Raw genomic sequence first — 23,891 nt, 5'->3', positions numbered from 1 at the left:
TACTCAGAAGGCGGAAAGGATATTTATGCCTAGCCAATCTGATTTACGCTACAGCTTTGAACCACTCGTGGGCAAGACTGAGTTCGAAGTGGTGTCGTTCGAACTACGAGAAGGGATCAGCACACCCTTCGAACTGGAGCTGAAATTGATCAGCTTCGAGAACGATATCGACTTCGGCCACCTGCTCGACAAACCGGTGCTCTTCACCATCTGGGAAGGCGGACACCCAGTACGCTACGTGCACGGTCTGGTCAGTCGTTTCAGCCAAGCGGAAAGTGGCTTCTACCGCACCTACTATGACGCGCTGATCGAGCCACAGCTGGCCCGTGCCAGCCTGCGTTCGAACTGGCGCATCTTCCAGCAGAAGACCGTGCCGCAAATTCTTGAACTGATGCTCAAGCGCCAGGGCATCGACCAGTACGAACTACGCGCCAGCCTGGACCACCAAGTGCGCGAATTCTGCGTACAAGCCGGCGAAACCGACCTCGACTTCATCGCCCGCCTGACAGCCGAAGAAGGCTTCGTCTACCGCTTCGAGCACAGTGAGAAACGCCATAAGCTGATCATCACCGACAGACTGCAGTCACTCGGTCTGATAAGTCACGGTGTCATCAAACACGAGGACGACGCCGAAGGCTTCTACCGTGAGCGTGAACCGTCAGCCCCAGCCACCGTGCTGTACCATTCCAGCCACGGCGGCGACCAGCCTCAACCGTGCCTACGGCGCTTGCGCTACAGCGAACAGGTGCGTACTGCACGGCAGGTTCAACGCGACTACACCTTCACCCACCCGGCCTATCGTCAGGAACACAGGGCCTCGGGCCCGTATCTTGAGCACCAGTCCACGGACTATGAGTGCTTCGACTACCCCGGCCGTTACAAACGCGATGCCGTTGGCAAGCCGTTCACCGAAAACCGCATCACCGGCTTGCGCCATGACGTGCGTATTGCCCAAGTGCAAGGCGACGATGTGCGCCTGCAACCAGGCCTGAGCTTCACCCTGACCGGGCACCCGCGCGAAGACCTGAATGTGCATTGGCGGGTCAGCACGGTCCGCCACGAAGGCAGCCAGTTCACCAGCCTGCAGGAAGAAGCTGCCGGGACCGACCAGGGCACACGTTACGAGCAAAAGGCGGTACTGGTGCCAGGCAGAACCGAATGGCGCCCAGCTCCGTTGCCCAAACCACGCGTTGACGGCCCGCATATGGCCACCGTGGTGGGGCCGCCCGGTGAAGAGATCTACTGCGACGAATGGGGCCGGGTCAAGGTCAGCTTCCCCTGGGACAGAGAAAGCCAGGACAACGCGTTCAGCTCCTGCTGGGTACGCGTATCCCAAGGCTGGGCCGGCGGCAGCTGGGGCTCGATGGCCATCCCACGGATTGGCCAGGACGTGATCATCCACTACGTCAACGGCGACCCCGATCAGCCGATGATCACCGGCCGTACTTACTGCGGTAACCAGCTGCCACCCTACGACCTTCCCCGCCACAAGACCCGCATGACCATCAAGAGCCAGACCCACAAGGGCGATGGCTTCAACGAGCTGCGCTTCGAGGACGAACTGGGCCAGGAGGAAGTGTTCATTCATGCCCAGAGGGACCAGAACAATGTGGTCAAGCACGATGAGACTACGCAGGTCGGCAATGACCGCAAAGAGCAGGTCGATAACGACGAATCGATCCTGATCGGCCACGACCGTATGGAAACGGTTGGCAATGACGAGCGCATCACCATTGGGCAGGACGCCGCGCTCGACATCGGTAGAAACCACACGATCAGGATCGCCAAGGACCGTGTCGAAAACATCGGCAATCACCGTCACGACCAGATCGCCGCCAATCACCACACCCGTATCGGTGGCAACTTCGAGCAACGGGTCGAAGGGCATGCCGAGCTGGAAGCCCGTGGGGATATCCGCAGACGTACTCGCCGTTATGAACTTCGAGCATCGGAAGCCGTGGTCATCCAAGGCCCTGGGGGCTCCATTCGAATCGACGAAACAGGCATCACCCTGGACAGCCCGACGATTCGCATCACCGGCCAGATGCTCAAGTCGGCAAATGGGACGACAAGCCCCTTTTCCATCAGCAGTGCCCCGAACACCGGCAAGCCTCTGGAGCGCTTGTGTGGGCGCCGCCCTGATGGTTCCTGCCTCCTGCCCGATTGCCGCTGTATCCGAGGGCCAGTCCAATGACTACACCGTCATCAGCTGCTCCGCGCAGCGAAGACTTCGCTCACAACTGCCGCTTTCTGCTGCTCATGACCAGAGCAATCGAGTACTGGGCCTATCGGCCCATCCCGCAGGAAGGTGAACTGGTTCCTGCTTATGCCCCATCGGTACTCGACCTTATCAATGCTGTCAGCCGGAATACTCAAAAGGCATGGTTATGGAAGAACAGCGCCCTGGATGACCGTCATGAGTTTGGGCCTTTGCTGGTGGACGTTGCAGACGCTCACGAGCTGCTTGCCCATGCAATCACGACCTGGATGCCTATCGGTGGAGCCATCGCGCTGGATGCCGAGGTTGGCCTGGCAGCGCTGGCAGACCACTTCACCAGCCTGGTGCAGGTCGTGCTCCCTGACCAGAGCGTTGCCACTCACCATGTCACACCGGACCATCTTGCAGCCTGGCTGAATGCGCTGGACGACGACCATCGCAAGGCCTGGCTTGGCCCGGTGTCTCGGTTGGCATGGCGAGCCAACTGGGGGCCGGCTCATGAGTGGAAAACACACGAAAACAAGCCGATTGCTGCCCGCTCAAGATCAGAACTGCCTTTGACCCTCCAGCCGCTTGAACTTGATCGGTTGCAAGCAGGCATGCACGAGCACTTTGTCCTCTCATTGGCGCATGAGGTCTTGGCCATGCCGCCCTATGCCAACCATACCTTGGCGGACATACGCCTATGGATAGAAACACTCCTGCCTCAACTGACAGCCCTCAATTTCCGGAGCGAGGAAGTTGCGGGCCAATTCATTCGGCTGATAGCCGGGCACATGTGGCTGATGAGCAATGACAAGGCAGGAAAAATCTACACCAACCTCGAAGAGTCGCCCCAGGCCCGCCTTCGCGAGCTCCAGGCACTGGTCGAAAGCAAGGAGCCTGCCCATGACTAACGCCTCCGTCAGCAGCGCCACCTCCGGCCCTGCCTGCAGCGCACGTGTGCCCATCCTGCCGGTGCGCTACGCCATCGTACCCCGCACCGGCGACGCCCCCGCCTGCCGCTATACCGATGCAGGCTTCAACCTGGAACAAGGCTTCGCCCCGCTGCAGCACTCGGCCTACACCCTCCGCGCTGTGCGCCCAGGCTATGTCTACGTGTTCATGAAAGGCCCTCTGGGCGAAAAACTGGTCATTCATGAGCACGTCGGCGCGGGCCTCTACAAGGAGATGCGCTACCAAGGGCTGGAGGACTACCACCGCCGTGAGCGCTACCTGTCCGGCCAGAGCACGGGTTGGGTGTGGGCCGACACCTGCCAGGATACGGCCAAGGAAGTGTGGATCGGCTACAGCCCGCACCTGTGGACCAACGCCATCACCGCCCGTATCACCGGTTCGGCAGCCCTGCGCAAACGGCACATGCGCCAGCTGGACATGGCCGAGCTGGTGAGCGGCAATCAGGCGCCGTCCACCCAGCCCCATGTGTTGCCGGTCAGTGCCCTGCAAACCTGGGTCGAAGACTTCAAGCCAACCGAGCGGCGCATGCCGCTGACCTGGAGCAGCGACCCGGTCACCGAAACCTTGCCCATCGGCAACCTCAATGCCATCGCCCGCCACTACCCCTGGACCCAGCCGAAAGTGCCAGTGGTGGTGGCGCTCGCCGACGCCGAAGGCATGGCCCTGGACCTGAGCCTGTCTGTCTCGGCCTACCAGCATCAACTGCGTGACCTGATGCCGGCCGAGCAACTGGAGCACACAAGACCCGCCCAACCTCCCGAGCAGGAGCGCGTGCCAGCGTGTTACCGGCTGGATGCCGAACAGCTCAGCCCGCAGAGCCGCGACTTTCACCATCGCAACCTGGTCGCCATGCTGCTGAACAAGACGCTGGAAAGCCTGTACCCGGCGGATGCACCTTCACCGGAACTGGCCGCGTTCAGGCTGGGCACGTCACGCCGGGGGCCTGCCCTGTCGCCGGCCGAGTCCCATTTCCAGGCCCTCACCCACGAAGATTACTCCCCCAATGGCGCGCGCCTAGCACAGCGCCTCGATGTCGACAAATACCGGCGCTTCCTCGCCGAACGCGACGCGCTGGAACGACGGATTGCCGCCCTGCGCAACCTGGCCTTGCAAGCCAGCAACGATCATGACGCCTGGCTGGCGACGGCCGAATCCCAACACATTGATAATCCCTACAGCCTGGCTGCGGCACTGGCCTGTTACGACCGCGACGAACGCACCTCCGCCCGCGGTCTGGAAATCTCACTGGCGTTGCTGATCCACCCGATGGGCCAGCCGACACCTGGCACCGAAGATCATGACCGACGCTTCAAACGCCTGGAGCAATGGCTGGAGCAGCACGACAGCCCGCTTTACACCGCCTTGGCGCCGTTCAACCCGTTCAAGGATAAAGCCGATTCGATCGGCGCCATGTTCGGCGCCAGCGACAACGTGATCGAAGGACTGGCCGGTCGCTTCCCGGCCATGGCGGACATCACCGACCTCACCGCCCAGTCGGTCAATGCCGTGGTGCTCAAGCGCCTGCGTGGCCAGACCCGTTGGGATGCCAGCCATGGCCTGCGGCGGCAAGTGTTGCTGGCAGCGCGTGAGGCCAATGCCGAGAAAGCGCTGGGGTTGTTGGCGGCGCGCTATCGCATCACCGAGCAGGCCGTTACGGAAAATCCCTTTAGCCAGGAGGTGCAGCGGTATTTGAAGAGCGGCATGGCGCAGGTTGAAGAGATGAAAGCGTTGCGCATTTCGGGTAGCCGCACGGTGTCCATTGAGCTGACCACCAGTGCGCGTGCGAAACCTAACTTTCTGGGGCTGCTCACCTCGGGCGGTGGTGGTGGTTTAAACGCGGGGATGCTGTGGTTCAACATCTTATCGCTCAAGACGGCCTACAACAGCCTGCAGAAGAGCGATGCACCGGAATACACCCTGGGGTTCGCTTCATCTGTTTTCGGGGTGATTGGTGCAGCGGCGGCGACATTGGTCAGCGTGCGGGCAACGCAAAAGGCCGTCATGCTGAGATTAAGTGCCACAGCGCCGGGCATGGCCTTTGGCAATGGGATTATCAAGTTCTTGAGTAGCAATTTGTTTGCGCGTTTAGCCGGATACCCGGCGATTGCACTGGGTTTTTTCGCGGACGGTACTAAGGCGCTACGACAGTACGAAAATGGTGATCTAACTGCAGCCGGTTACACTGTGGCGGGCGGGTTCACCATGGCTATTGGTTCCGCTGTCGTCCTTGAAGCAGGACTTGCAATTGCAGGCGTGACATCGGTTGTGCCCTTTGCCGGATGGGCCGCCGCTGCCCTTGTCCTCGTAGGCGTAGCCATCATCGCAGGAGGCCTCTACCTACACGCCAAGGCACATGAACGCCTTCACAGCCCAATAGAACTGTGGGCAGCACGTAGCATATTCGGCAATCGCATCAATGATGGAGAGTCGCACGCCGACATCAACTTGGACTTTGACAAGAAACTTCCTGCTTTCACCTCACTGCAAACAGAAATTAAGGCTTGGCACAATGAACATTACGGGCCCAAGCTACTATCCGCCGAGCAGGCCCTATCCCTGGGCATAACTAACGCCGACACCCGATGGCATCAGAATAACCACTGGTCGCCGCCAAATTGGACAGCTATCACACATAACGAAGTAGCCACCCCCCAACCAACCGTAGAGTTCACAGTGCTGCTGCCTGCATTCAGGCTAGGCGTAAGTGAATGGTCAGGAAGTTTGAGCTCCGTCCGTGACAACCACGGAATTGACGTTTTTCCAATCAGCCCGACCGGCCACCTCGTAGATGCTGGCTTAGTTCTACATTTCGAAAACACCCTCGCCAACCAAAATCATGTCTCACTTCATCTAACCTACAACGCCAATCAAGGCTTGGACGAAGACAATGAGACCCTGTCAACTTTTCGTCTGGAGCGCTGACCATGGCAACCATCTGGATATTCAACTCAATGTCAGACTCTGGACACAAGCCCTCTATCACAGGGCAACTATTAAGCTTATCCGACACCATTTTATGCTTAAGGAATCCATGGATCACAGACTCTGTCTTCATGGGGAAGCTGTATTGCGCGATAACTGTTCTGTCAATTGCCGGCTTTTACCCATATTTACTATCCAGGGATATATGGCGCATGTACGAAACCGCTCCATTATTAGCGACTGGATTCTTGCTTATGCCTTTCACTTTCCTACCTTTCCTCATTTATCGGATATATTTCATAAAACGCTTATCAAGTTTCTGCTTCAATCGGTCAACCCAAAAAATCTATTACCAACGTTTGAGCAAGGTACTCGTATTCGAATGGGCCGACACCGGAGGTGGCATCTTCAAGCGCACCGAATACGGCGGTTCATCATTCAGCACCAGCTATGCCCTCGCCTTCGCCCCCCGCCGCGAAGACGGCAGCCTGCATCAAAAAGACTGCCTCTGGGTCGACAGCAACGAACCCACCGAACCCGGCGTCAAACATGTCGCCGAAGTGTGGGAATACCTGCGCCACTTCATGGACCACGGCCCGGACAAACTCCCCCCGCCCGGTGAACCCAACTGGTGGCACAAGCCACTGCACGCCATCTGCCTGACCCCGGCAGAAGCCTGGCGCCACTATGCCCCTTGGCGAACCGGCGAGCCCGGTGAAATGCAGGGCAAAAAGAACTGGCAATTGCCGTTCTGGGCCGTGCTGTTTCCCTACAACCTGACCGTCGCCTTCTGTTGGTACTGTGTCTGCAAGCTTTTCAATGTCCGTGCAGCGCCACCACCGGCGGAGGCTTTCGAAGGTGGGCCTGCTAAGCCCGAATAGTCACCACCTGAAGTGGATAGGAAGAGAACGCTATGCGCCTGGATGGCAACGCGGCAAGACAGAATGGGGATGGCGCCCAGATCAAAGGGCTGTAGGACGGCTCCTGACTTATCGCAGGCAAGCCAGCGTCCACAGGTTCGGCACAAATCTCAAGAGCGGTGCAATACCTGTGGCGTTGGCTTGCCGGCGATGATTGGGCGCAGCGCCTGTCAGGCGAACTTGGCCCGGGCCGCGTGCAGTTTCTTGTAGCTGTCGATCAGGCGCAGGTGGCGATCAAGGCCTTCGAGCTTCATGCTGGTCGGGGTCAGGCCATGGAAGCGGACACTGCCGTCCACCGAGCCCAATACCGCATCCATGCGCGCATTGCCGAACATACGGCGGAAGTTGGCTTCGTAGTCATCCATCTCCAGTTCGTCATCCAACTGCACTTCCAGCACCACGTTCAGCGCCTGGTAGAACAGGCCGCGGTCTACGGTGTTGTCGTTGAACTGCAAGAATGCCTCGACCAGTTCCTTGGCGTCCTCAAAACGCTGTACCGCCAGGCAGATCAGCAGCTTCAGCTCCAGAATGGTCAGTTGGCCCCATACTGTGTTCTCGTCGAACTCCACACCAATCAGCGTGGTGATGGTGGTGTAGTCATCCACATCGCAATTGTCCAGGCGCTTGAGCAGCAGCTTCAGCGAGCGGCTGTCGAGGCTGTGCAGGTTGAGGATGTCGGCACGGAACGACAAGGCGCGGTTGGTGTTGTCCCAGATCAGGTCCTCGACCGGGTAGATTTCCGAATAGCCCGGCACCAGGATGCGGCACGCGGTGGCGCCAAGGTTGTCGTACACCGCCATGTACACTTCCTTGCCCAGGTCTTCGAGGATGCCGAACAGGGTCGCGGCCTCCTGCTGGTTGGAGTCCTCGCCGTGCCCGGAGAAGTCCCACTCGACGAATTCGAAGTCGGCCTTGGCGCTGAAGAAGCGCCACGACACCACGCCGCTGGAGTCGATGAAATGCTCGACGAAGTTGTTCGGCTCAGTCAGTGCATGGCTTTCGAAGGTGGGTTGCGGCAAGTCGTTCAGGCCTTCGAAGCTGCGGCCCTGCAGCAGCTCGGTGAGGCTGCGCTCCAGCGCCACTTCCAGGCTCGGGTGGGCACCGAACGAGGCAAACACGCCACCCGTGCGCGGGTTCATCAAGGTCACGCACATGACCGGGAACTCGCCCCCCAGCGACGCATCCTTGACCAGCACCGGGAAGCCCTGCTCTTCCAGGCCCTGGATGCCGGCGACGATCGCCGGGTATTTGGCCAGCACCTCTTGCGGCACGTCCGGCAGGCACAACTCGCCCTCGAGGATTTCGCGCTTCACTGCCCGCTCGAAGATTTCCGACAGGCACTGCACCTGCGCCTCGGCCAAGGTGTTGCCCGCGCTCATGCCATTGCTGAGGAACAGGTTTTCGATCAGGTTGGACGGGAAGTACACCACCTGCTGGTCGGACTGGCGCACGAACGGCAGCGAACAGATGCCCCGCGCCGTGTTACCCGAGTTGGTGTCATACAGGTGCGAACCACGCAGCTCCCCGTCAGGGTTGTAGATCGCCAGGCAGTGCTCATCGAGGATCTCGGCCGGCAACGCGTCGCGCGGGCCCGGCTTGAACCACTGCTCGTTCGGGTAGTGCACGAACGGGGCGTTGGCCAGGTCTTCGCCCCAGAACTGGTCGTTGTAGAAGAAGTTGCAGTTGAGGCGCTCGATGAACTCGCCCAGCGCCGAGGCCAGCGCAGCCTCCTTGGTGGCGCCTTTACCGTTGGTAAAGCACATGGGTGACTGCGCATCGCGTACGTGCAGCGACCAGACGTTGGGCACAATGTTGCGCCACGAGGCGATCTCGATCTTCATCCCCAACCCGGCGAGGATGCCCGACATGTTGGCAATGGTCTGCTCCAGCGGCAGGTCCTTGCCGGGGATATAGGTGCTGGTGTCCGACACCGGCATCAGCAACCCCTGGGCATCGGCATCGAGGTTGTCGACCACTTCGATCACGAACTCAGGGCCGGTCTGCACCACCTTTTTTACCGTGCAGCGGTCGATGGAGCGCAGGATGCCTTGACGGTCCTTGTCGGAGATGTCTTCGGGCAGTTCGACCTGGATCTTGAAGATCTGGTTGTAGCGGTTTTCCGGGTCGACGATGTTGTTCTGCGACAGGCGGATGTTTTCGGTGGGGATATCGCGGGTCTGGCAGTACAGCTTGACGAAGTAAGCCGCGCACAAGGCCGAAGACGCCAGGAAATAGTCGAACGGGCCGGGGGCCGAACCATCGCCTTTGTAGCGGATAGGTTGGTCGGCGATCACCGTGAAGTCATCGAATTTGGCTTCGAGACGGAGATTGTCGAGAAAATTGACCTTGATTTCCATGCGGGATTACCGTGATTTAAGCGTGCAAAACGAAATTGGCCGGCATTATCCGGGTTTTCGTTGCGCAAGTCCTGTTCAACGCCGACTGCAGGCTTGATTTTTCGAAGCTGGCTTGCGTATTCCGCCGGATTACTTGCCTGATCCTCTGAAGCCACCCCGCCACCAGACCAGCGGTCATCCTGCTGTGCTAGCGTTTCTGCACCGGGGGACAACGTATTCCCCATGCAGATAAAACACAGCGACAACAACCGTGACGGGCAGGTGAAACCATGGAACTACGCATCAACCAGAAGACCTATCAGGTCGAGGCGGACGCCGACACGCCCCTGCTGTGGGTAATCCGCGATGACCTGGGGCTGACCGGCACCAAGTATGGCTGCGGCTTGGCCCAGTGCGGCGCCTGTTCGGTGCTGGTGGACGGCAATGTGGTGCGCGCCTGCGTTACCCCGGTGGCCGGTGTGGTGGGGCGTGAGGTCACCACCATCGAGGCGATCGAAGCCGACCCCGTCGGCAAACGGGTGGTCGCCGCCTGGGTCGAGCACCAGGTGGCTCAATGCGGCTATTGCCAGTCTGGCCAGGTCATGGCAGCCACGGCGCTGCTCAAGCACACGCCCAAACCCAGCGATGCGCAGATCGATGCAGCCATGGTTAACCTGTGCCGCTGCGGCACCTACAACGCCATCCATGCCGCCGTGCATGACCTGGCCCAGGGGGAACAGGCCTGATGAACACGCCAGTCGATACACCCGCCGAACTGCTCAGGCTGCAGCGGGGCGAAACGGTCAACCTGTCACGTCGGCGCTTTCTTGCCGGCACCGCAGTCGGTGCCCTGGTGCTAGGTTTCGGCCTGCCCATGGGCTCGGCCCGCGTGCAGGCAGCAGCCGCCGCTGCGGCAACCGCGGAACGCGGCACCCAGGTGCCTGCATTTCTGGAGATTCGCCCGGACGGCACGGTGCGCCTGCTGAGCCCCTTTATGGAAGGCGGGCAAGGCCCTTTCACCGCCATGGCGCAGATTGTGGGTGAAGAGCTGGATGTCGACCCGGCCCATTTCGTGGTCGATAGCGCACCACCGGGCGAAGCCTACGTGGTGATGGAGAACGGCATGCGCATCACCGGTGGCAGCATGTCGGTGCGCATGAGCTACCCCACCATGCGCCGCCTGGGCGCGCTCGCCCGGGGCATGCTGCTGCAGGCGGGCGCCGAACACCTGGGTGTACCGGTCGATGAGCTTTCAACCACGCCGGGCAACGTAGTACATACCACGAGTGGACGCTCCGTGCCCTACGGTGAGCTGGCCGGTCGCGCCATGGACCTGCCGGTGCCCGACCCGGCCAGCGTCAAGCTGCGCGACCCCAGCCAGTTTCGCTGGATTGGAAAGCCCGTACGCCGCCTGGATGCCTACGACAAGTCCACCGGCAAGGCCCAGTACTGCATCGACATCAAAGTCGACGGCATGCTCCACGCTGCCGTGCAACATGCGCCGCGCCTGGGCATGACGGTTGGCAGCCTGCGCAACGAAGACCAGGTCAAGGCCATGAAAGGCGTACATTCTGTGCATCAGCTGCCAGGCGCCGTGGCCGTGGTCGCCGAGCGCTGGTGGCACGCCAAGCGTGCAGTGGAGGCGATGCAGGTGGACTGGAAAGAACCGGCCGCCGACAGCAAAGTGCGCCCGATGCCGGCCGATTTTTCCAGCGACGCCTGGCGCGAACACCTCGCGACGGTGCAAGGGCCGTCCCGTGATGAAGAGAACGAAGGGGATATTGCCGGCGCCTTGGCCAACGCCAAGACCCAGGTCGAGGCCAGCTACCACAACCAGTACCTGAACCATGCCCAGCTGGAGCCACCGTCCGCCCTCGCCCGCTTCAACCCGGACGGCAGCCTCGACGTCTGGCTGCCCAACCAGGCCCCGGACATGTTCCGTGACGACATTGCCAGACGCACCGGCCTGGAGCCTGCACAAATCAACCTGCACTCGCCGCTGCTGGGCGGCTTCTTTGGCCGCCACTTCCTGTACGACTCTGCCAACCCCTACCCGCAGGCCATTGCCCTGGCCAAAGCGGTTGGCCGGCCGGTGAAGCTTATCTGGAGCCGCGAGGAGGAGTTTTTGCGCGATGTACTGCGCCCCGTCGCAGTGGTGAAGTTCCGCGCCGGGCTGGACGCAGACGGTATGCCAGTGGCGCTCGAAGCGGTCAGCGCCACCGAGGGCCCAACCGAGGCCCTTGCTGGAAAACAAGGGGAGAAGATCGACCCGACCGCGCTTGAGGGGCTGTCAGGCAAGTCCTACGCCATCGCCAACAAGCGCATTGCCCAGATCTATGTCAAAGGCCCGGCCATGCTCGGTTACTGGCGCTCGGTAGGTAACTCGCTGAACGACTTCTTCTACGAATCATTCCTGGACGAACTGGCTGACAAAGGTGGCAAGGACCCGTTTGAACTGCGCCTGCACCTGCTGCGCGACAACCCGAGACTGACCAACCTGCTGAACGCAGTGGCCGACTTGTCCGGCGGCTGGAAGCGCGGACCGTTCACCGCCGAGGATGGCAGCAAGCGCGCACGCGGCGTGGCCATGGCCTCACCGTTCGGCTCGGAGGCTGCGGTCATTGCCGAGGTTTCCATCGACAACGGCCAGGTCAGGGTGCACGACATCTGGCAAGCCATCGACCCAGGCAGCATCGTCAACCCGGCGATCATCGAGCATCAGGTCAACGGCGCCGTCGCCCTGGGCCTGTCGCAGACGCTGGTGGAAGAAGCGGTGTACGTGGATGGCAAGCCGCGCGCGCGCAATTATGACCTGTACCCGATCCTGCCGCCTTCGCGCATGGCCCGGGTGCATGTGCGCATCATCGAAAGCGGGGCGAAGATGGGCGGCATCGGCGAACCACCGCTGCCCGCCGTTGCCCCGGCGGTGGCCAATGCGGTCGCGCAGCTCACTGGCCAGCGCGTGCGCAGTTTGCCATTGAGCCGCCACACCTTCAGCTGATCGCACAAGGGACGCCTCATGACCCATCGTTTCGCAAGAACCGCTGGCTGGCTGGCGGTGCCGTGCCTGGTCGCGGCGGGCCTGCTGGCCTGGTATGTCACCCGTGAACCCGCATCGCCGTTTGCCGATGCACAGGCCACTGCTGCCGACCCGGCGCTGGTCAGCCGCGGCGAATACGTAGCCCGGCTCAGTGATTGCGTGGCCTGCCATAGCCTGCCGGATGGCAAACCGTTCGCCGGCGGGCTGGAAATGGCCACCCCGCTGGGGGCAATCCACGCCACCAACATCACCCCCGACCGCGACAGCGGTATCGGTAACTATACCCTGGCTGACTTCGACCGCGCCGTGCGCCAGGGTGTCGCGCCGGGTGGCCGACGCCTGTACCCGGCTATGCCTTACCCGTCCTACGCCAAGCTCAGCGATGATGATGTCAAGGCGCTGTATGCATTCTTCATGCACGGCGTGCAACCGGCGCGGCAGGCCAACCTGGCCAGCGACATCCCCTGGCCGCTGAACCTGCGCTGGCCCATCGCCTTGTGGAACGGCCTGTTCGCCGCCACCACGCCTTACACCGCCAAGGCCGGGCAGGATGCACAGTGGAACCGTGGCGCCTATATCGTCCAGGGCCCCGGGCACTGCGGCAGTTGCCATACGCCACGCGGCCTGGCCTTCAATGAAAAGGCGCTGGATGACAGCGGCAAGCCGTTCCTGTCCGGCGCACTGCTCGACGGCTGGTATGCACCCAGCCTGCGTGCCGACCACAACACCGGGCTGGGGCGCTGGAGCGAGGCCGAGATCGCGCAGTTCCTGAAGACCGGGCGCAACCGGCATGCAGTGGTATATGGTTCGATGACCGAGGCGTTCAACAACTCCACGCAATTCATGCGTGACGACGACCTGGCCGCCATCGCCCACTACCTGAAGTCGCTGCCCGGCGACCCTCAACGTGACGGCGCACCCTGGCAATACCAGGCCGAATCGCTAGCGACGCGGTTGGACAGCCCAGGAGCGCGCACCTACGTGACACGCTGTGCGTCATGCCACGGCCTGGACGGCAAGGGCCAGGCCGAATGGATGCCGCCCTTGGCCGGGGCAACCTCGGCACTGGCCAAGGAGAGCGCCTCGGCAATCAATATCACGCTCAATGGTTCGCAGCGGGTGGTGGCTGCAGGGATGCCGGACGCCTATCGCATGCCGGCTTTGCGCGAACAGCTGAGTGATCAGGAGATTGCCGACGTGCTCAGCTTTGTGCGTACGGCCTGGGGCAACCAGGGTGGTGCGGTGGATGTGCAGGCGGTAGGCAAGCTGCGTGGGCATACCGACCCGGCCAGCAGCAGCCCTATCATCTTGCATATGCGTTGAATTGGAGTGGCACATGTACCGACGCGAGGCTGCCCCCAACAAAGACCGCGCAGCACATGAGCCACTCTGTCACTGCCACCGCTCCAGATTCTGTTTCAACCACTGTTCGGGCAAGGCCCCGCCAACGATCTTCGCCATCTCCCGCGCCAGCGCCTCACGCAGCGGTGGCCGGTTGCAGGGCGACTCACGTGAGATTGCCAGGTACAACCCTTCGCTGGATACCGGTGGCTGCAACACCTGCACAGTGGCTGCGATGCCCAATGTGCGTGCCAGCGCCATGCCAGGATACTGCTCGTACACCACATAATCGCTGCGCTTGTGCATCAGCTTCTCGAACGCCTGCCTGGCACTGGGCACCGCTTCGAGGGTGAGATTGGCCTGGGCGTATTCATCGAACTGCTGGCCGTGGCTGTTGTTGACCAGAGTGCCACCCTTGCGGCCTTTGAGGTCGGCCCATTGCTGGTAGGCAAAAGCATTGTCCTGGCGCACCCAGATGACGCTGGGGGTGCGCAAAAATGGCGGGGCGATGAAGTCCACATGCTGCCGGCGCGCCTCGGTCAGGAAATACCCGGCCATCAAGTCGATCCGCCCAGTGCGCACGGCTTCCTGGGCTCGCGACCACGGCCCGGCGTAAACCACCTCTATGTCCAGCCCCAACTGCTTGCCCACGTATTTGAGCAGGTCGGCATTGGCACCGATCAATCGTTGAGGGTTTAGCGGGTCGCGCCACAGGTAGGGGGGGTATTCCGGGTTACCCGTGGCGGTCAGCCGTAAGCATGCATCATCCGCCACCGCAGCCAGGGGCAGCAGTGACAGGCACACCAGGAGCAAGACGTGGCGAAAGCAACGCTCGATCATCTACGACCCTCGGCACATGAAACACCCGGCGACCCGGCGTGATAGCCAAAGGCTGCCACCCACTGTGGCCGCCTGCAGCTATCGTCTGCGCGCTGTGGACAGTCTGGACCATCAGCAACCCGCAGACGAGCCTTTCATCGTTCAGTTGAAAAATCTGCCGAAGGACAGACAGTAAGGGCCTGCACAGCAGGCGACAACGTGGGCTTTTCAGGCACCCTGCCGTCGCATCGCCAGGATCGCCGCGCCGAAACCGATAAAGGTGGTGCCCACCACCCGGTTCACCCAGCGCGACAGCGACGGCCGGGTCAGCACCCCTTTGGCCCGCGCAGCCAAGGCGGCATACGCGCTCAGCGAAGTGAGCGACAAGGCCACGAAAATCCCGGTCAAGGTCAGGAACTGCGGCAACAACGCAGCCCCCTGGTCGATGAACTGCGGGAACAGCGCAGTAAAGAACATGGTCGCCTTGGGGTTGGTGACTGCAGTGAGGAAGGCCGATTTGAACAGTTTCAGCGGCGCGGGTCGCACCTTGGCCGCACGCTCTGCGGCCCCCTGCTCCAGCATCGGGCTCTTCTTCAGCAGTTGTCGCACGCCCAGGTAGAACAGGTAGCCCGCCCCCAGGATCTTCACGGCATTGAACAGTACTTCAGAACTGGCCAGCAGTGCGCCTAGCCCCAGCATGGCCGCAGCCGACAAGCAGAACAGGCCCGTGCCATTGCCCAGCGACGACCAGATCGCGCTGCGCTGGCCATGGGCAAGGCTGTTGTTGATAGCCATCAAGGTGGCAGGGCCGGGGCTGGCGATCGCGATGGCGGCGACCAGGGTGAACGCGAACAGCGAGTGAGAATCCATTTCAGGCTCGGCAGACAATCAGGAAAGGCTGCGTGAATTGCACGCAGGTTCAGCTGGCATTCTGCCGCTTGGCCGCCTTCTTGGCGATAGCCTTCATTCGCGTCGCCGCCCGCTGCACAGTGGCCATTTTCTCGGGCCGCTTCATGCCCCGCCACTTGCGGATTTCGTCACGGGTACGGCCGCAGCTCACGCACAGTTCGCTGTTGAGCTGGCATAACGAGACGCAGGGGTTGTCGATGTCTTTGGCCATGCAACTGCTCAGCCAGGCAGCTCTGCACGCGCACGTTCGCCTGCGCTGTGGAACACCTGGCGCACTTCCTCGGCCTTGACCTTGGTTACCGACCTGGCTGCCAGCAACTCTTCGACTACGCGCAAGCCCTGCTCGAGGGCTGTGGCCAGTTGCTCGGCGTCGGAGGCGTCAGCGATATCACCCAGATAGGGAGCAATGAGATACACGTAACGGTCCTGCAGCTTGAGCGCTTCCAGCGCGTCGAGGGCTTTCTGGAACCGATCGGCAGCGGCAGGGCTCATGCTCAATTTATCGAAATGAATCAGGCTCACACGGTCAGTGGCCATTATGACGAATCTCCGTTTCCTGGTGCGGCCAGGCCCACAAGCAGCAGCGCTTCTACGATGCTCGTATGTGCGGGCCCGGGTTATGCCCATCAGGGTACCAGAAGCCGAGACAGAAAGGGCCACTGCCCCCAGAACTAAAAGTATTTGCCAAGTCGCGTAATGGACGCCCCAGGACGTTATGGGGACATGAGCCGCCATTTGCTGCGCAGGATAATCCCGCCAGCAATCCACCCCGCCGAGGCCGTCATCGCGCTCGGCAGCCCACACAACAACAAGCCTGCGCGCTCAGGCAGACACAATGGGGCCTCATCATACATGGCAAAGGAACACATCCCCGAAACACTCGATCTTGGCGTCACAGACCCCTCGAAAACCGCAGAAGCCCGCCAGGACCGGCATTTCGAGGGCAAGCTTGACTGGATTGTCTTTGGTTTCACCAGCCTTCTGGCCATCGCCTTCGTGCTCTGGGGCTTCCTCAACCAGGTCAGCCTGGCCAGCAGCGCCTCCAGCGCGCAATCCTGGGTCATTCTCAATTTCGGCTGGTTCTTCGTGCTCACCTCCTCCCTGTTCGTGGTGTTCGTGCTGTGGCTGGCCGCCAGCCGTTACGGGCGAGTGCCGCTGGGCCGCGATGGCGAACAGCCAGAATTTCGCACGGTGTCCTGGGTAGCAATGATGTTCAGCGCCGGCATGGGCATCGGCCTGATGTTCTTCGGCGTGGCCGAGCCGCTGTCGCACTACATATCGCCGCCGCCCGGCTCGGCCAGCGGGCAGACCAGCGAAGCGATGCAGGTGGCAATGGCCACCACCTTGTTTCACTGGACCCTGCACCCTTGGGCCATGTACGCCATCGTCGGCCTGGTAATCGCCTACGGCACCTTCCGCCGTGGCCGCTCGCAGCTGATTTCCGCCGCCTTCCGACCACTGATCGGCAAGCACGCAAACGGCCCTCTCGGCCGCCTGATCGACATGATGGCAATCTTCGCCACGCTATTCGGCTCGGCCGCCTCGCTGGGCCTTGGGGCGCTGCAGATTGCCGGCGGCCTGGAATACAACGGCTGGATCGAAAGCCCCGGTAAACTGTTCTACATCTCGATCATCACCCTGCTGACCATTGCCTTCGTAACCTCGGCGGTGTCGGGCATCGGCAAGGGTATCCAGTGGCTGTCCAACACCAACATGGTGCTGGCACTGGTGCTGGCGGTGTTCGTGTTCATGGTCGGGCCGACGCTGCTGATGCTCAACCTGCTGCCGACCTCGCTCGGCATCTACATCAAGATGCTGCCGGAAATGATGGCCCGCACCAACGCCAGCGGCGGCGAGCAGATGAACAGCTGGCTGGCCGGTTGGACCGTGTTTTACTGGGCCTGGTGGATCTCCTGGACGCCTTTCGTGGGCATGTTCATCGCCCGCATCAGCCGCGGGCGCACCATTCGCCAGTTCGTTACCGGGGTGCTGCTGGTGCCAAGCCTGGTCAGCCTGGTGTGGTTCACCATCTTCGGTGGCGCCGCCATCGAGGCCGTGCGCGAGGGCGCCTTCCAGCTGGCCAACGGGGCGGTCAACAGTAACCACGCGCTGTACCAGTTGCTGGACAGCTACCCGCTGGCCTCGGCAACCTCGGTGCTGGTGATGATCCTGGTGGGCATCTTTTTTGTTTCGGGCGCCGACGCCGCTTCGCTGGTGATGGGCACGCTGTCGGAACACGGCACCACCGCGCCATCGCGACGCACAGTGATTTTCTGGGGGACGCTGACCGGTACGGTGGCGGCGATCATGCTGGCGATCGGCGACCCAGGTAACCCTGGCGAGGCGCTGACCGGGTTGCAGAACCTGACCATCGTCGTGGCCTTGCCATTCGTGGTGGTGATGGTGCTGCTATGCCTGGCGCTGTACCGCGACCTGCGCAAGGACCCGATGATGCTGCGCCACCTGCGCGGCAACGAGCTGATCGAGAAGGCCGTACTGTATGGGGCGGTGAAGCATGGGGAGGAGTTCTACATTGTGGTGCAGGAGAAGAAGGCATCGGCCAAGACAGCGGCAGAGGCCGAAGTAACCAGCAACTGACGGCGCCAACCCGAAAACCACGGGCTGCCACGCAGCCCGTTCGCGATTCGAGGCCGCGCCTGCTGAAACACAGACCCGCTTCAACCTTTTAGCGCCGCCGCTATCTTCGCCACATCAATCTTGCCCATCTGCATCATGGCCTCGAACGCACGCTTGGCCGCCGCACGGTCGGAATGGCCGATGGCTTCGATGAGGATGCGTGGAGTGATCTGCCACGAAATCCCCCATTTGTCCTTGCACCAGCCGCAAACGCTGGCCTCGCCGTCGTTGCCGACAATGGCCTCCCACAAGCGGTCGGTCTCTGCCTGGTCCACGGTACTGACCTGGAACGAAAATGCCTCACAGTGCTTGAAGGCCGATCCACCATTGAGCCCCACGCACGGGATACCCATTACCGTGAATTCCACGGTGATCACATCGCCCTGCTTGCCTGAAGGGTAATCGGCGGGTGCCTGGTGCACAGCGACCACCCGGCTATCGGGGAAAGTTCGGGCATAGAAGTTCGCCGCCTCTTCGGCAGCGTGGTCATACCACAGGCAGACGGTGTTCTTGGCAGTCATGGTCTTGCTCCAAGATCGAAGGTGAGCCTTGAGTCTAGCCCCATAGCCCCGGCGTACCGGTAGCACCTGACCACCTGATGCAAATGCAGGTTTGATAGGCGATCAAGCCGATAAAAAAAGCGCCCCAAGCGGAGCGCCAGAAAATCCACCCAAACCAAAGGAGCAACAAGGTTGCCAAGGTGGAATCACAGAATCGACAACGGGTACTCCACGATCAGCCGCACTTCGTCCAAGTCCGACTCGAACGCCGTGGCCCGGGTGGTGGCCTGGCGAACCCGCAACGACAGGTCCTTGGCCGCGCCCGTCTGCACCACATACTTCACCTCGATGTCACGCTCCCAGCGTTTCTGGTCGGTCAGCGGGTTGCCCGCAACGTCACGGCGCATGTAGGTGGCGTTGGCATTGGAGTAGTCAGCATCGGTACCCTTGCCGTAGCGTGTCATGAACGACAACCCGGGTACGCCGTAGGCGGCCATGTTCAGGTCATAACGCAGCATCCACGAACGCTCCTTGGGCGCGTTGAAGTCGCTGTACTGGATGGAGTTGTCGAGGAAGATCGAGTCAGACTGACGCAGGTAGTCGAAGTCGTCGTCGCCGTTGTTGCGCTGGTGCGTCAGGGCCAGGGTGTGAGCACCAAAGCGCACACCCAGCTTGGCGCTCCAGATGTCGTTGTCAAAGGCGCCCAGGCGCTGCTGCCCTTCATCCACAGCCTTGTAATAGTTGAAACCGCCAATCAGCGCCAACGCCTCGCTCAGTGGCCCGCTCAGGCTGGTGCCGGCGTAGTACTGGTTCCACGCGTCCTTGAGCCGGCTACTGAACAGGCTGACGCTGACATGCTCATTGAGCTTGTAATCCCCCCCACCATAGGCGATCCAGGGCGAATCGACCGGGCCGCCATAGAAGGTCACGAAGTTCTCCCGCAGGTCGCTGGACATCGGCTGGCTCATGGCATGCAGACGCCCGGCTTGCAGGGTAAGGTCCTTGATGCTGGTGTTCTCCAGGGTCACCCCACGGAAGCTTTCCGGCAGCAGCCGCGAGTCGCCAGCCGCCACCACCGGGTTGGCCGGGAACACATCCCCCACCTTCAGTACCGTGTCGAACAGTCGTAGCTTGGCCGCGCCCCCCACCTTGGTGTATTCGTCACGTGCCTGGCCGTCGCGGTCAACCGGCAATACGTCGAAAGAACTGCGCCCGCCGTTGCGGCCGCCGCCAGTGTCGAGCTTGAGGCCAAGCATGGCAAACGCATCCAGGCCAACACCTACGATGCCCTGGGTGAAGCCCGACTCGAATCGGGTAATCACGGCATGCCCCCAGGCCTCGGAGTAGCCGTTGTCAGGTTGTTTGCTCGGGTTGTGTGTGGGGGCCACAGAATCGCGATTATCGCGGTTGAAGTAGAAGTTGCGGTTAAGCACGCTGAGGGTGCTGCCCTCCATGAAGCCGTCCGCACTTTTTTCTGCAGCAACAACCTGGCTGCCAACGCCGGCCAGCGCCAGGCAAGCAGCCAGTGTCAGGGGTGATCTGCACGTCATCCGATGCTCCTTGAACGTCGCATTTGTTGTTATGTCGGCGGGCCAAGATTGACGACCGGCAGATAACGCCAAGGTGATCGGCGCATTACAATTGCGTCATCGGCAACGCAGCGCTCTGGGGCGGGCACTGCAACATTCTGCAGACATTTCCGACACTAGGCAGTGAACCTGCTGACAAAAAAACGGTCTTTCGCTGACGGTCAACTCACCGACCGGTTCATCGGCCCAGTCACCGGGCCTACTTTTTGTCCTGTTTCAGCGAAGACCCAACATGCCCGATTCCCGCCCAAATGCTTCCGCCCTCCCTGCCCTGCGCATCGGCCTGATTGCCGCCCTGGTGGGCCTTGCCGCACCCGTGCACGCCGAAGAGCCTGCCAGCGACGCACGCTGGGTCAGTGACAGCCTGAGCACCTACGTGCGCAGCGGCCCGACCGACGGGCACCGCATTGTCGGCACGCTCAAGTCCGGGCAGAAGCTGACCCTGCTCGGCAGCCAGGGCAATTACAGCCAGGTGCGCGGGCAGAACGGCGATGTGGTGTGGATCCTCAGCAACGACCTGCAGACAGTGCCCGGGCAGAACGAGCGCCTGCCATTGCTCGATGCCCAGGTCGCCGAACTGACCGGGCAGTTGAAGACCATCGACGACAGCTGGAAGAACCGCGTACAGGGCATGCAGGAAACGCTTGATTCGCGCAAGCAGCTGATTGACGAGCTGGAGGCGCGCAACAAGGTACTGAACGAGCAGCTCGATCAGAGCCAGTCGGACCTGCGCGATACCCAGGCCCGCCTGGGGGATGAGAACAAGCGGGTGATGATGCGCTACATGGTGTATGGCGGCAGCATTGCCGGTGCAGGCTTGCTGGCGGGGCTGATCCTGCCGGCACTGACCCGTGGGCGCAAGAAGAACGATCGCTGGTTCTGAGTTCGGCAAGGCGTCGGGGCTGGAACGTGCAGGCCTGCCACAGGTCTTGCAGCAGCGGAACCACCCCTACCGCAACCGTTCCAGCGCCTCCAGCACATACCCCGTGGCCCGCTCCACCTGCCCTTCCCGACACGCAATACCCAACTGCCGCCACAACCCCGGCCGCAGCGGTCGGCGGGCAATGCGCCGGTCAAGTTCGGTCGCCTCCCCCTCCTGCGGCAACAAGGTCGCCCCGTACCCGGCGCCGACCAGGCTCTTGATCGCATCGTTGTAGTTCAGCTCGATCCGTGGTTCGGGGTACAACCCCGCCGCTGCAAACCATTCGCCGGTAACCCGCGACAGCTGGGTGGTGCTGTCGTTCAGGATCAACGCCCGTTGCGCCAGCCACGCCGGGGTGATCCTGACCGGCGGCTGCCAGTCGGCCGGCACATACGCCAGGATCGGGTCGCGCCGCCAGGGGGTAACCGTCAGCCCTTTGCCGGCCACCTGCGGCAAGGCCACAAGGCCGATATCCAGTGTGCCCTCACGCAAGCGCGCGAGCGACGCCTGTGAGGTCAGCACCTGAACCTGCACATCGATCCCCGGGTGCTCCACACGCAGGCGCGCCAGCGCCTGCGGCAGCAAATGGGCGATGGCACCGGTGGAGGCGCCCAGCCGCACACGCCCGGTCAACCCTGCGACCTGCCGGCGTACTTCGTCCAGCGCCAAGTCAGCGTCCGCCAGCAGGCGTCGGGCACGCCCCAGCAGTGTTTCACCGATGACGGTAGGCCGCACCTGGCCGCGGGTGCGGGTGAGCAACGGGGCGCCGATACGCGCCTCCAGCTCGGCCACGTGCAAGCTGATGGTGGGCGCCGCCAGGTTAAGCTGGCGGGCGGCCTCGGCAAAGGAGCCCAGGTCGGTGATGACCACCAATGTGCGGAGGCGGTCGAGGCTGATTTCGCGCATTGTTCAGAGCCGGCCCTTTTGCGGGTAAACCCACAGGTTCACCACGCGTTTCAAAACTAATTCAGAAAACCTGAATGTATCGATCATCATATTCAAATTTTCATTACCAACGCTACGGGCGAGCATAGGCTATCTTTCCCCAACCGGACCCCGAGCATGCACACCCCTGTTGTTTTCATCGACGGCGACCAAGGCACCACAGGCCTGCAGATCCATGCCCGCCTGCAGGGCCGTAGCGATCTTCGCCTGCTGACCCTCCCCGAGGCCGAGCGCAAGGACCCGCAACGCCGCCGCGAAGCGATCAACAGCGCCGACATCGCCCTGCTGTGCCTGCCCGACGACGCCGCCCGCGAGGCCGTGGCCGCAATCCACAACCCACGGGTGCGGGTGATCGACGCCAGCTCGGCGCACCGCACCACACCAGGCTGGGTGTATGGCCTGCCGGAGCTTGACCATCAGCAAGCCGAGCGCATCGCGCAAAGCACACGTGTCAGCAATCCCGGCTGCTATCCCACCGGCGCCATCGCGCTGCTGCACCCACTGGTCAAGGCCGGCTTGCTGCCTGCGGACTACCCCCTGAACATCCACGCCGTGTCTGGCTACTCCGGCGGTGGTCGCGCGGCGGTCGAGCGGCACGAACAACCCGGCGCCGCCAAAGCCCCGGCGCTACAGCTGTATGGCCTGGAGCTGGCGCACAAGCACGTACCGGAGATCCAGCAGCACGCGGGGTTGTCGGCGCGGCCGATGTTCATGCCCGGCTATGGCGCCTACCGCCAAGGCATCGTGCTGAGCATTCCGCTGCAGCTTCGCCTGCTGCCTGGACAGGTCAGCGCCGAGCAGCTGCAAGGCTGCCTGGAACGGCATTACCAGGGTGCCCGCCATGTTCAGGTGATGCCTCTGCATCAGGGCGGCGCTGCGGCAAACCTCGACCCCGAGGCATTGAACGGCAGCAATGACCTGCGCCTGGCGCTGTACGCCAACCCCGAGCATGGCCAGGTACTGCTCACCGCAGTGTTCGACAACCTGGGCAAAGGTGCCTCTGGTGCTGCCGTGCAAAACCTCGACCTGATGCTCGGTGCCTTACAGGCACACGGCTGATGCGGCAAAACCGGTTAGACTGTACACCCGCGCCAACACAGCGCGGGTCGTATTCTCATCCGCCGGAGCCCCCAGATGTTCATCCTGAGCCGCCTCGACAGCGTGCCACCCGAATCTTTCCAGAACCAGATCCGCGAGCTGGTCATTCACAATGTCGGCGAATTGAGCAGTGTCGCCATCGCTGTCGACAACCCGCTGTACCCGCTGTACCAGTACGGCGTCGGCATGGAAGTCCACCAGTATCTGCAAGCGCTGGACGGCGCCCGCGGTCTGGCGGTGGCACTTACCTTGGCGCTGGATGCCGAAGCACCGGACCAGTTGCTGGGCTTTGCGCTGTCGCTGCCAGCCCAGGACGATGGGCGGGCCTGTTCATTGGCCTTTCTGGCCGTGTGCGCCAGCCATCGCCGCCAGGGCATCGCCCGTGCTCTGCTGGGCGACCTGCGGTCGCGCCATGCCTGCGTGGAGCTGAACGCCTTTGCCAACCAGGTGCCGTGGTTCGAGGCGATGGGCATGCAAGTGGTGGCCGCCAATGGACCGCAGGTGCTGATGAGCAGTACCGGCCAGCCCAGTGGTGCGCTGATCGGGCGCCTGGACATTGCGCCGATTTATCAGACGGCTGAAGTGCTGCAGATTCACACCTATCTGCTTAACCAGCAGGGTGAGGATGCAATGATCGAAGCGGAGCAGATGCGCGATGAGCGGCTGGATGAGCTGACCGCTCAAGCCCAGGAATGTGTGCGCCAGCGCAAGACCGTGCATTGAACCAAGGGCCTGCTC

The 23,891-nt window shown here is 62.0% G+C and carries 19 protein-coding genes; 11 read left to right on the top strand and 8 right to left on the bottom strand.

From position 1 onward, the window contains the following. Positions 1–25 precede the first annotated feature (25 nt). From ACZ889_RS14755 to ACZ889_RS14740, 4 genes are read left to right on the top strand one after another with little or no spacing between them, the layout of a single operon-like run. Complete coding sequence (locus tag ACZ889_RS14755; RefSeq protein WP_476257503.1) at positions 26–2,194, top strand: type VI secretion system Vgr family protein; 2,169 nt, start codon at positions 26–28, stop codon at positions 2,192–2,194. Beyond that, positions 2,191–3,114 carry a DUF4123 domain-containing protein gene (locus ACZ889_RS14750; RefSeq protein WP_476258020.1) on the top strand — a complete coding sequence of 308 codons (924 nt, stop codon included), beginning with the start codon at positions 2,191–2,193 and terminating at the stop codon, positions 3,112–3,114. Before ACZ889_RS14755 ends, ACZ889_RS14750 begins: the two co-directional genes overlap by 4 nt. After that, a complete protein-coding gene (locus tag ACZ889_RS14745) occupies positions 3,107–6,097 on the top strand; it encodes a T6SS effector BTH_I2691 family protein (RefSeq protein ID WP_476258019.1) in 2,991 nt (996 codons plus the stop codon). Before ACZ889_RS14750 ends, ACZ889_RS14745 begins: the two co-directional genes overlap by 8 nt. Positions 6,098–6,099: 2 nt before the next feature. After that, positions 6,100–6,978: a DUF6708 domain-containing protein gene (locus tag ACZ889_RS14740; protein WP_476257502.1), complete on the top strand. Its 879-nt coding sequence runs from the start codon at positions 6,100–6,102 to the stop codon at positions 6,976–6,978. 209 nt (positions 6,979–7,187) lie between these two features. Here ACZ889_RS14740 and ACZ889_RS14735 read toward each other — a convergent pair whose 3' ends face one another. Beyond that, positions 7,188–9,374, bottom strand: a complete 2,187-nt coding sequence (locus ACZ889_RS14735) for an OsmC domain/YcaO domain-containing protein (protein ID WP_012052024.1) — start codon at positions 9,372–9,374, stop codon at positions 7,188–7,190. A gap of 269 nt (positions 9,375–9,643) precedes the next feature. Here ACZ889_RS14735 and ACZ889_RS14730 point away from each other — a divergent pair, with 269 nt between their 5' ends. Genes ACZ889_RS14730 through ACZ889_RS14720 form a run of 3 tightly spaced genes read left to right on the top strand, consistent with a single transcriptional unit; the run spans position 9,644 to position 13,716 of the window. Further along, complete coding sequence (locus ACZ889_RS14730; RefSeq protein WP_003256023.1) at positions 9,644–10,099, top strand: (2Fe-2S)-binding protein; 456 nt, start codon at positions 9,644–9,646, stop codon at positions 10,097–10,099. Then, positions 10,099–12,354: a xanthine dehydrogenase family protein molybdopterin-binding subunit gene (locus ACZ889_RS14725; protein ID WP_180688300.1), complete on the top strand. Its 2,256-nt coding sequence runs from the start codon at positions 10,099–10,101 to the stop codon at positions 12,352–12,354. The genes ACZ889_RS14730 and ACZ889_RS14725 overlap by 1 nt, the downstream gene beginning before the upstream one ends. An 18-nt stretch (positions 12,355–12,372) precedes the next feature. Beyond that, the gene (locus ACZ889_RS14720; RefSeq protein ID WP_476257501.1) at positions 12,373–13,716 is read left to right on the top strand and encodes a c-type cytochrome; all 1,344 of its coding nucleotides are present in this window, start codon (positions 12,373–12,375) and stop codon (positions 13,714–13,716) included. Positions 13,717–13,785: 69 nt separating this feature from the next. On the opposite strand, the gene ACZ889_RS14715 is transcribed toward ACZ889_RS14720, so the two are convergent. The 4 genes from ACZ889_RS14715 to ACZ889_RS14700 all read right to left on the bottom strand — a co-directional run bounded on the left by ACZ889_RS14715 (position 13,786) and on the right by ACZ889_RS14700 (position 15,999). Further along, the gene (locus ACZ889_RS14715; RefSeq protein WP_003256028.1) at positions 13,786–14,574 is read right to left on the bottom strand and encodes a substrate-binding periplasmic protein; all 789 of its coding nucleotides are present in this window, start codon (positions 14,572–14,574) and stop codon (positions 13,786–13,788) included. Positions 14,575–14,781: 207 nt separating this feature from the next. After that, complete coding sequence (locus ACZ889_RS14710; protein ID WP_003256031.1) at positions 14,782–15,423, bottom strand: LysE family translocator; 642 nt, start codon at positions 15,421–15,423, stop codon at positions 14,782–14,784. A 49-nt stretch (positions 15,424–15,472) separates the two neighbouring features. After that, positions 15,473–15,673: a DUF1289 domain-containing protein gene (locus ACZ889_RS14705; RefSeq protein WP_003256032.1), complete on the bottom strand. Its 201-nt coding sequence runs from the start codon at positions 15,671–15,673 to the stop codon at positions 15,473–15,475. Positions 15,674–15,681: 8 nt separating this feature from the next. Beyond that, positions 15,682–15,999 (bottom strand): hypothetical protein, encoded by a 318-nt coding sequence (locus tag ACZ889_RS14700; protein ID WP_003256033.1) that lies wholly within the window; start codon positions 15,997–15,999, stop codon positions 15,682–15,684. A gap of 315 nt (positions 16,000–16,314) precedes the next feature. On the opposite strand from ACZ889_RS14700, the gene ACZ889_RS14695 reads away from it, so the two are divergent. Further along, on the top strand, positions 16,315–18,060 hold the full coding sequence (locus ACZ889_RS14695; RefSeq protein ID WP_003256034.1) for a BCCT family transporter: 1,746 nt from the start codon (positions 16,315–16,317) through the stop codon (positions 18,058–18,060). An 80-nt stretch (positions 18,061–18,140) separates the two neighbouring features. On the opposite strand, the gene ACZ889_RS14690 is transcribed toward ACZ889_RS14695, so the two are convergent. Together ACZ889_RS14690 and ACZ889_RS14685 are read right to left on the bottom strand one after the other, a co-directional pair. Then, positions 18,141–18,620, bottom strand: a complete 480-nt coding sequence (locus tag ACZ889_RS14690) for a VOC family protein (protein WP_014860047.1) — start codon at positions 18,618–18,620, stop codon at positions 18,141–18,143. Between the two features lie 185 nt (positions 18,621–18,805). Continuing rightward, on the bottom strand, positions 18,806–20,149 hold the full coding sequence (locus ACZ889_RS14685; protein WP_476257500.1) for an OprD family porin: 1,344 nt from the start codon (positions 20,147–20,149) through the stop codon (positions 18,806–18,808). Positions 20,150–20,420: 271 nt separating this feature from the next. Here ACZ889_RS14685 and ACZ889_RS14680 point away from each other — a divergent pair, with 271 nt between their 5' ends. After that, on the top strand, positions 20,421–21,071 hold the full coding sequence (locus ACZ889_RS14680) for a TIGR04211 family SH3 domain-containing protein (protein ID WP_476257499.1): 651 nt from the start codon (positions 20,421–20,423) through the stop codon (positions 21,069–21,071). 66 nt (positions 21,072–21,137) lie between these two features. On the opposite strand, the gene ACZ889_RS14675 is transcribed toward ACZ889_RS14680, so the two are convergent. Continuing rightward, positions 21,138–22,016 carry a LysR family transcriptional regulator gene (locus tag ACZ889_RS14675; protein ID WP_180688303.1) on the bottom strand — a complete coding sequence of 293 codons (879 nt, stop codon included), beginning with the start codon at positions 22,014–22,016 and terminating at the stop codon, positions 21,138–21,140. Positions 22,017–22,172: 156 nt separating this feature from the next. Between ACZ889_RS14675 and argC the strand changes: the two genes are divergently transcribed. Further along, positions 22,173–23,114: an N-acetyl-gamma-glutamyl-phosphate reductase gene (gene argC / locus ACZ889_RS14670; protein ID WP_108079274.1), complete on the top strand. Its 942-nt coding sequence runs from the start codon at positions 22,173–22,175 to the stop codon at positions 23,112–23,114. A gap of 75 nt (positions 23,115–23,189) precedes the next feature. Next, the gene (locus ACZ889_RS14665) at positions 23,190–23,876 is read left to right on the top strand and encodes a GNAT family N-acetyltransferase (protein ID WP_014860042.1); all 687 of its coding nucleotides are present in this window, start codon (positions 23,190–23,192) and stop codon (positions 23,874–23,876) included. Positions 23,877–23,891: the final 15 nt, after the last annotated feature.

It is taken from the genome of Pseudomonas sp. TE3895, from assembly GCF_056278855.1.
The sequence above is the reverse complement of the archived record's forward strand: the minus strand, read 5'-3'. Positions and strand labels throughout refer to the sequence as shown.

Bases quoted from the DNA above. Each gene is read 5' to 3' on its own strand.
- ACZ889_RS14755 (WP_476257503.1), top strand. From the start codon at position 26: ATGCCTAGCCAATCTGATTTACGCTACAGCTTTGAACCACTCGTGGGC.
- ACZ889_RS14750 (WP_476258020.1), top strand. From the start codon at position 2,191: ATGACTACACCGTCATCAGCTGCTCCGCGCAGCGAAGACTTCGCTCAC.
- ACZ889_RS14745 (WP_476258019.1), top strand. From the start codon at position 3,107: ATGACTAACGCCTCCGTCAGCAGCGCCACCTCCGGCCCTGCCTGCAGC.
- ACZ889_RS14740 (WP_476257502.1), top strand. From the start codon at position 6,100: ATGGCAACCATCTGGATATTCAACTCAATGTCAGACTCTGGACACAAG.
- ACZ889_RS14735 (WP_012052024.1), bottom strand. From the start codon at position 9,374: ATGGAAATCAAGGTCAATTTTCTCGACAATCTCCGTCTCGAAGCCAAA.
- ACZ889_RS14730 (WP_003256023.1), top strand. From the start codon at position 9,644: ATGGAACTACGCATCAACCAGAAGACCTATCAGGTCGAGGCGGACGCC.
- ACZ889_RS14725 (WP_180688300.1), top strand. From the start codon at position 10,099: ATGAACACGCCAGTCGATACACCCGCCGAACTGCTCAGGCTGCAGCGG.
- ACZ889_RS14720 (WP_476257501.1), top strand. From the start codon at position 12,373: ATGACCCATCGTTTCGCAAGAACCGCTGGCTGGCTGGCGGTGCCGTGC.
- ACZ889_RS14715 (WP_003256028.1), bottom strand. From the start codon at position 14,574: ATGATCGAGCGTTGCTTTCGCCACGTCTTGCTCCTGGTGTGCCTGTCA.
- ACZ889_RS14710 (WP_003256031.1), bottom strand. From the start codon at position 15,423: ATGGATTCTCACTCGCTGTTCGCGTTCACCCTGGTCGCCGCCATCGCG.
- ACZ889_RS14705 (WP_003256032.1), bottom strand. From the start codon at position 15,673: ATGGCCAAAGACATCGACAACCCCTGCGTCTCGTTATGCCAGCTCAAC.
- ACZ889_RS14700 (WP_003256033.1), bottom strand. From the start codon at position 15,999: ATGGCCACTGACCGTGTGAGCCTGATTCATTTCGATAAATTGAGCATG.
- ACZ889_RS14695 (WP_003256034.1), top strand. From the start codon at position 16,315: ATGGCAAAGGAACACATCCCCGAAACACTCGATCTTGGCGTCACAGAC.
- ACZ889_RS14690 (WP_014860047.1), bottom strand. From the start codon at position 18,620: ATGACTGCCAAGAACACCGTCTGCCTGTGGTATGACCACGCTGCCGAA.
- ACZ889_RS14685 (WP_476257500.1), bottom strand. From the start codon at position 20,149: ATGACGTGCAGATCACCCCTGACACTGGCTGCTTGCCTGGCGCTGGCC.
- ACZ889_RS14680 (WP_476257499.1), top strand. From the start codon at position 20,421: ATGCCCGATTCCCGCCCAAATGCTTCCGCCCTCCCTGCCCTGCGCATC.
- ACZ889_RS14675 (WP_180688303.1), bottom strand. From the start codon at position 22,016: ATGCGCGAAATCAGCCTCGACCGCCTCCGCACATTGGTGGTCATCACC.
- argC (WP_108079274.1), top strand. From the start codon at position 22,173: ATGCACACCCCTGTTGTTTTCATCGACGGCGACCAAGGCACCACAGGC.
- ACZ889_RS14665 (WP_014860042.1), top strand. From the start codon at position 23,190: ATGTTCATCCTGAGCCGCCTCGACAGCGTGCCACCCGAATCTTTCCAG.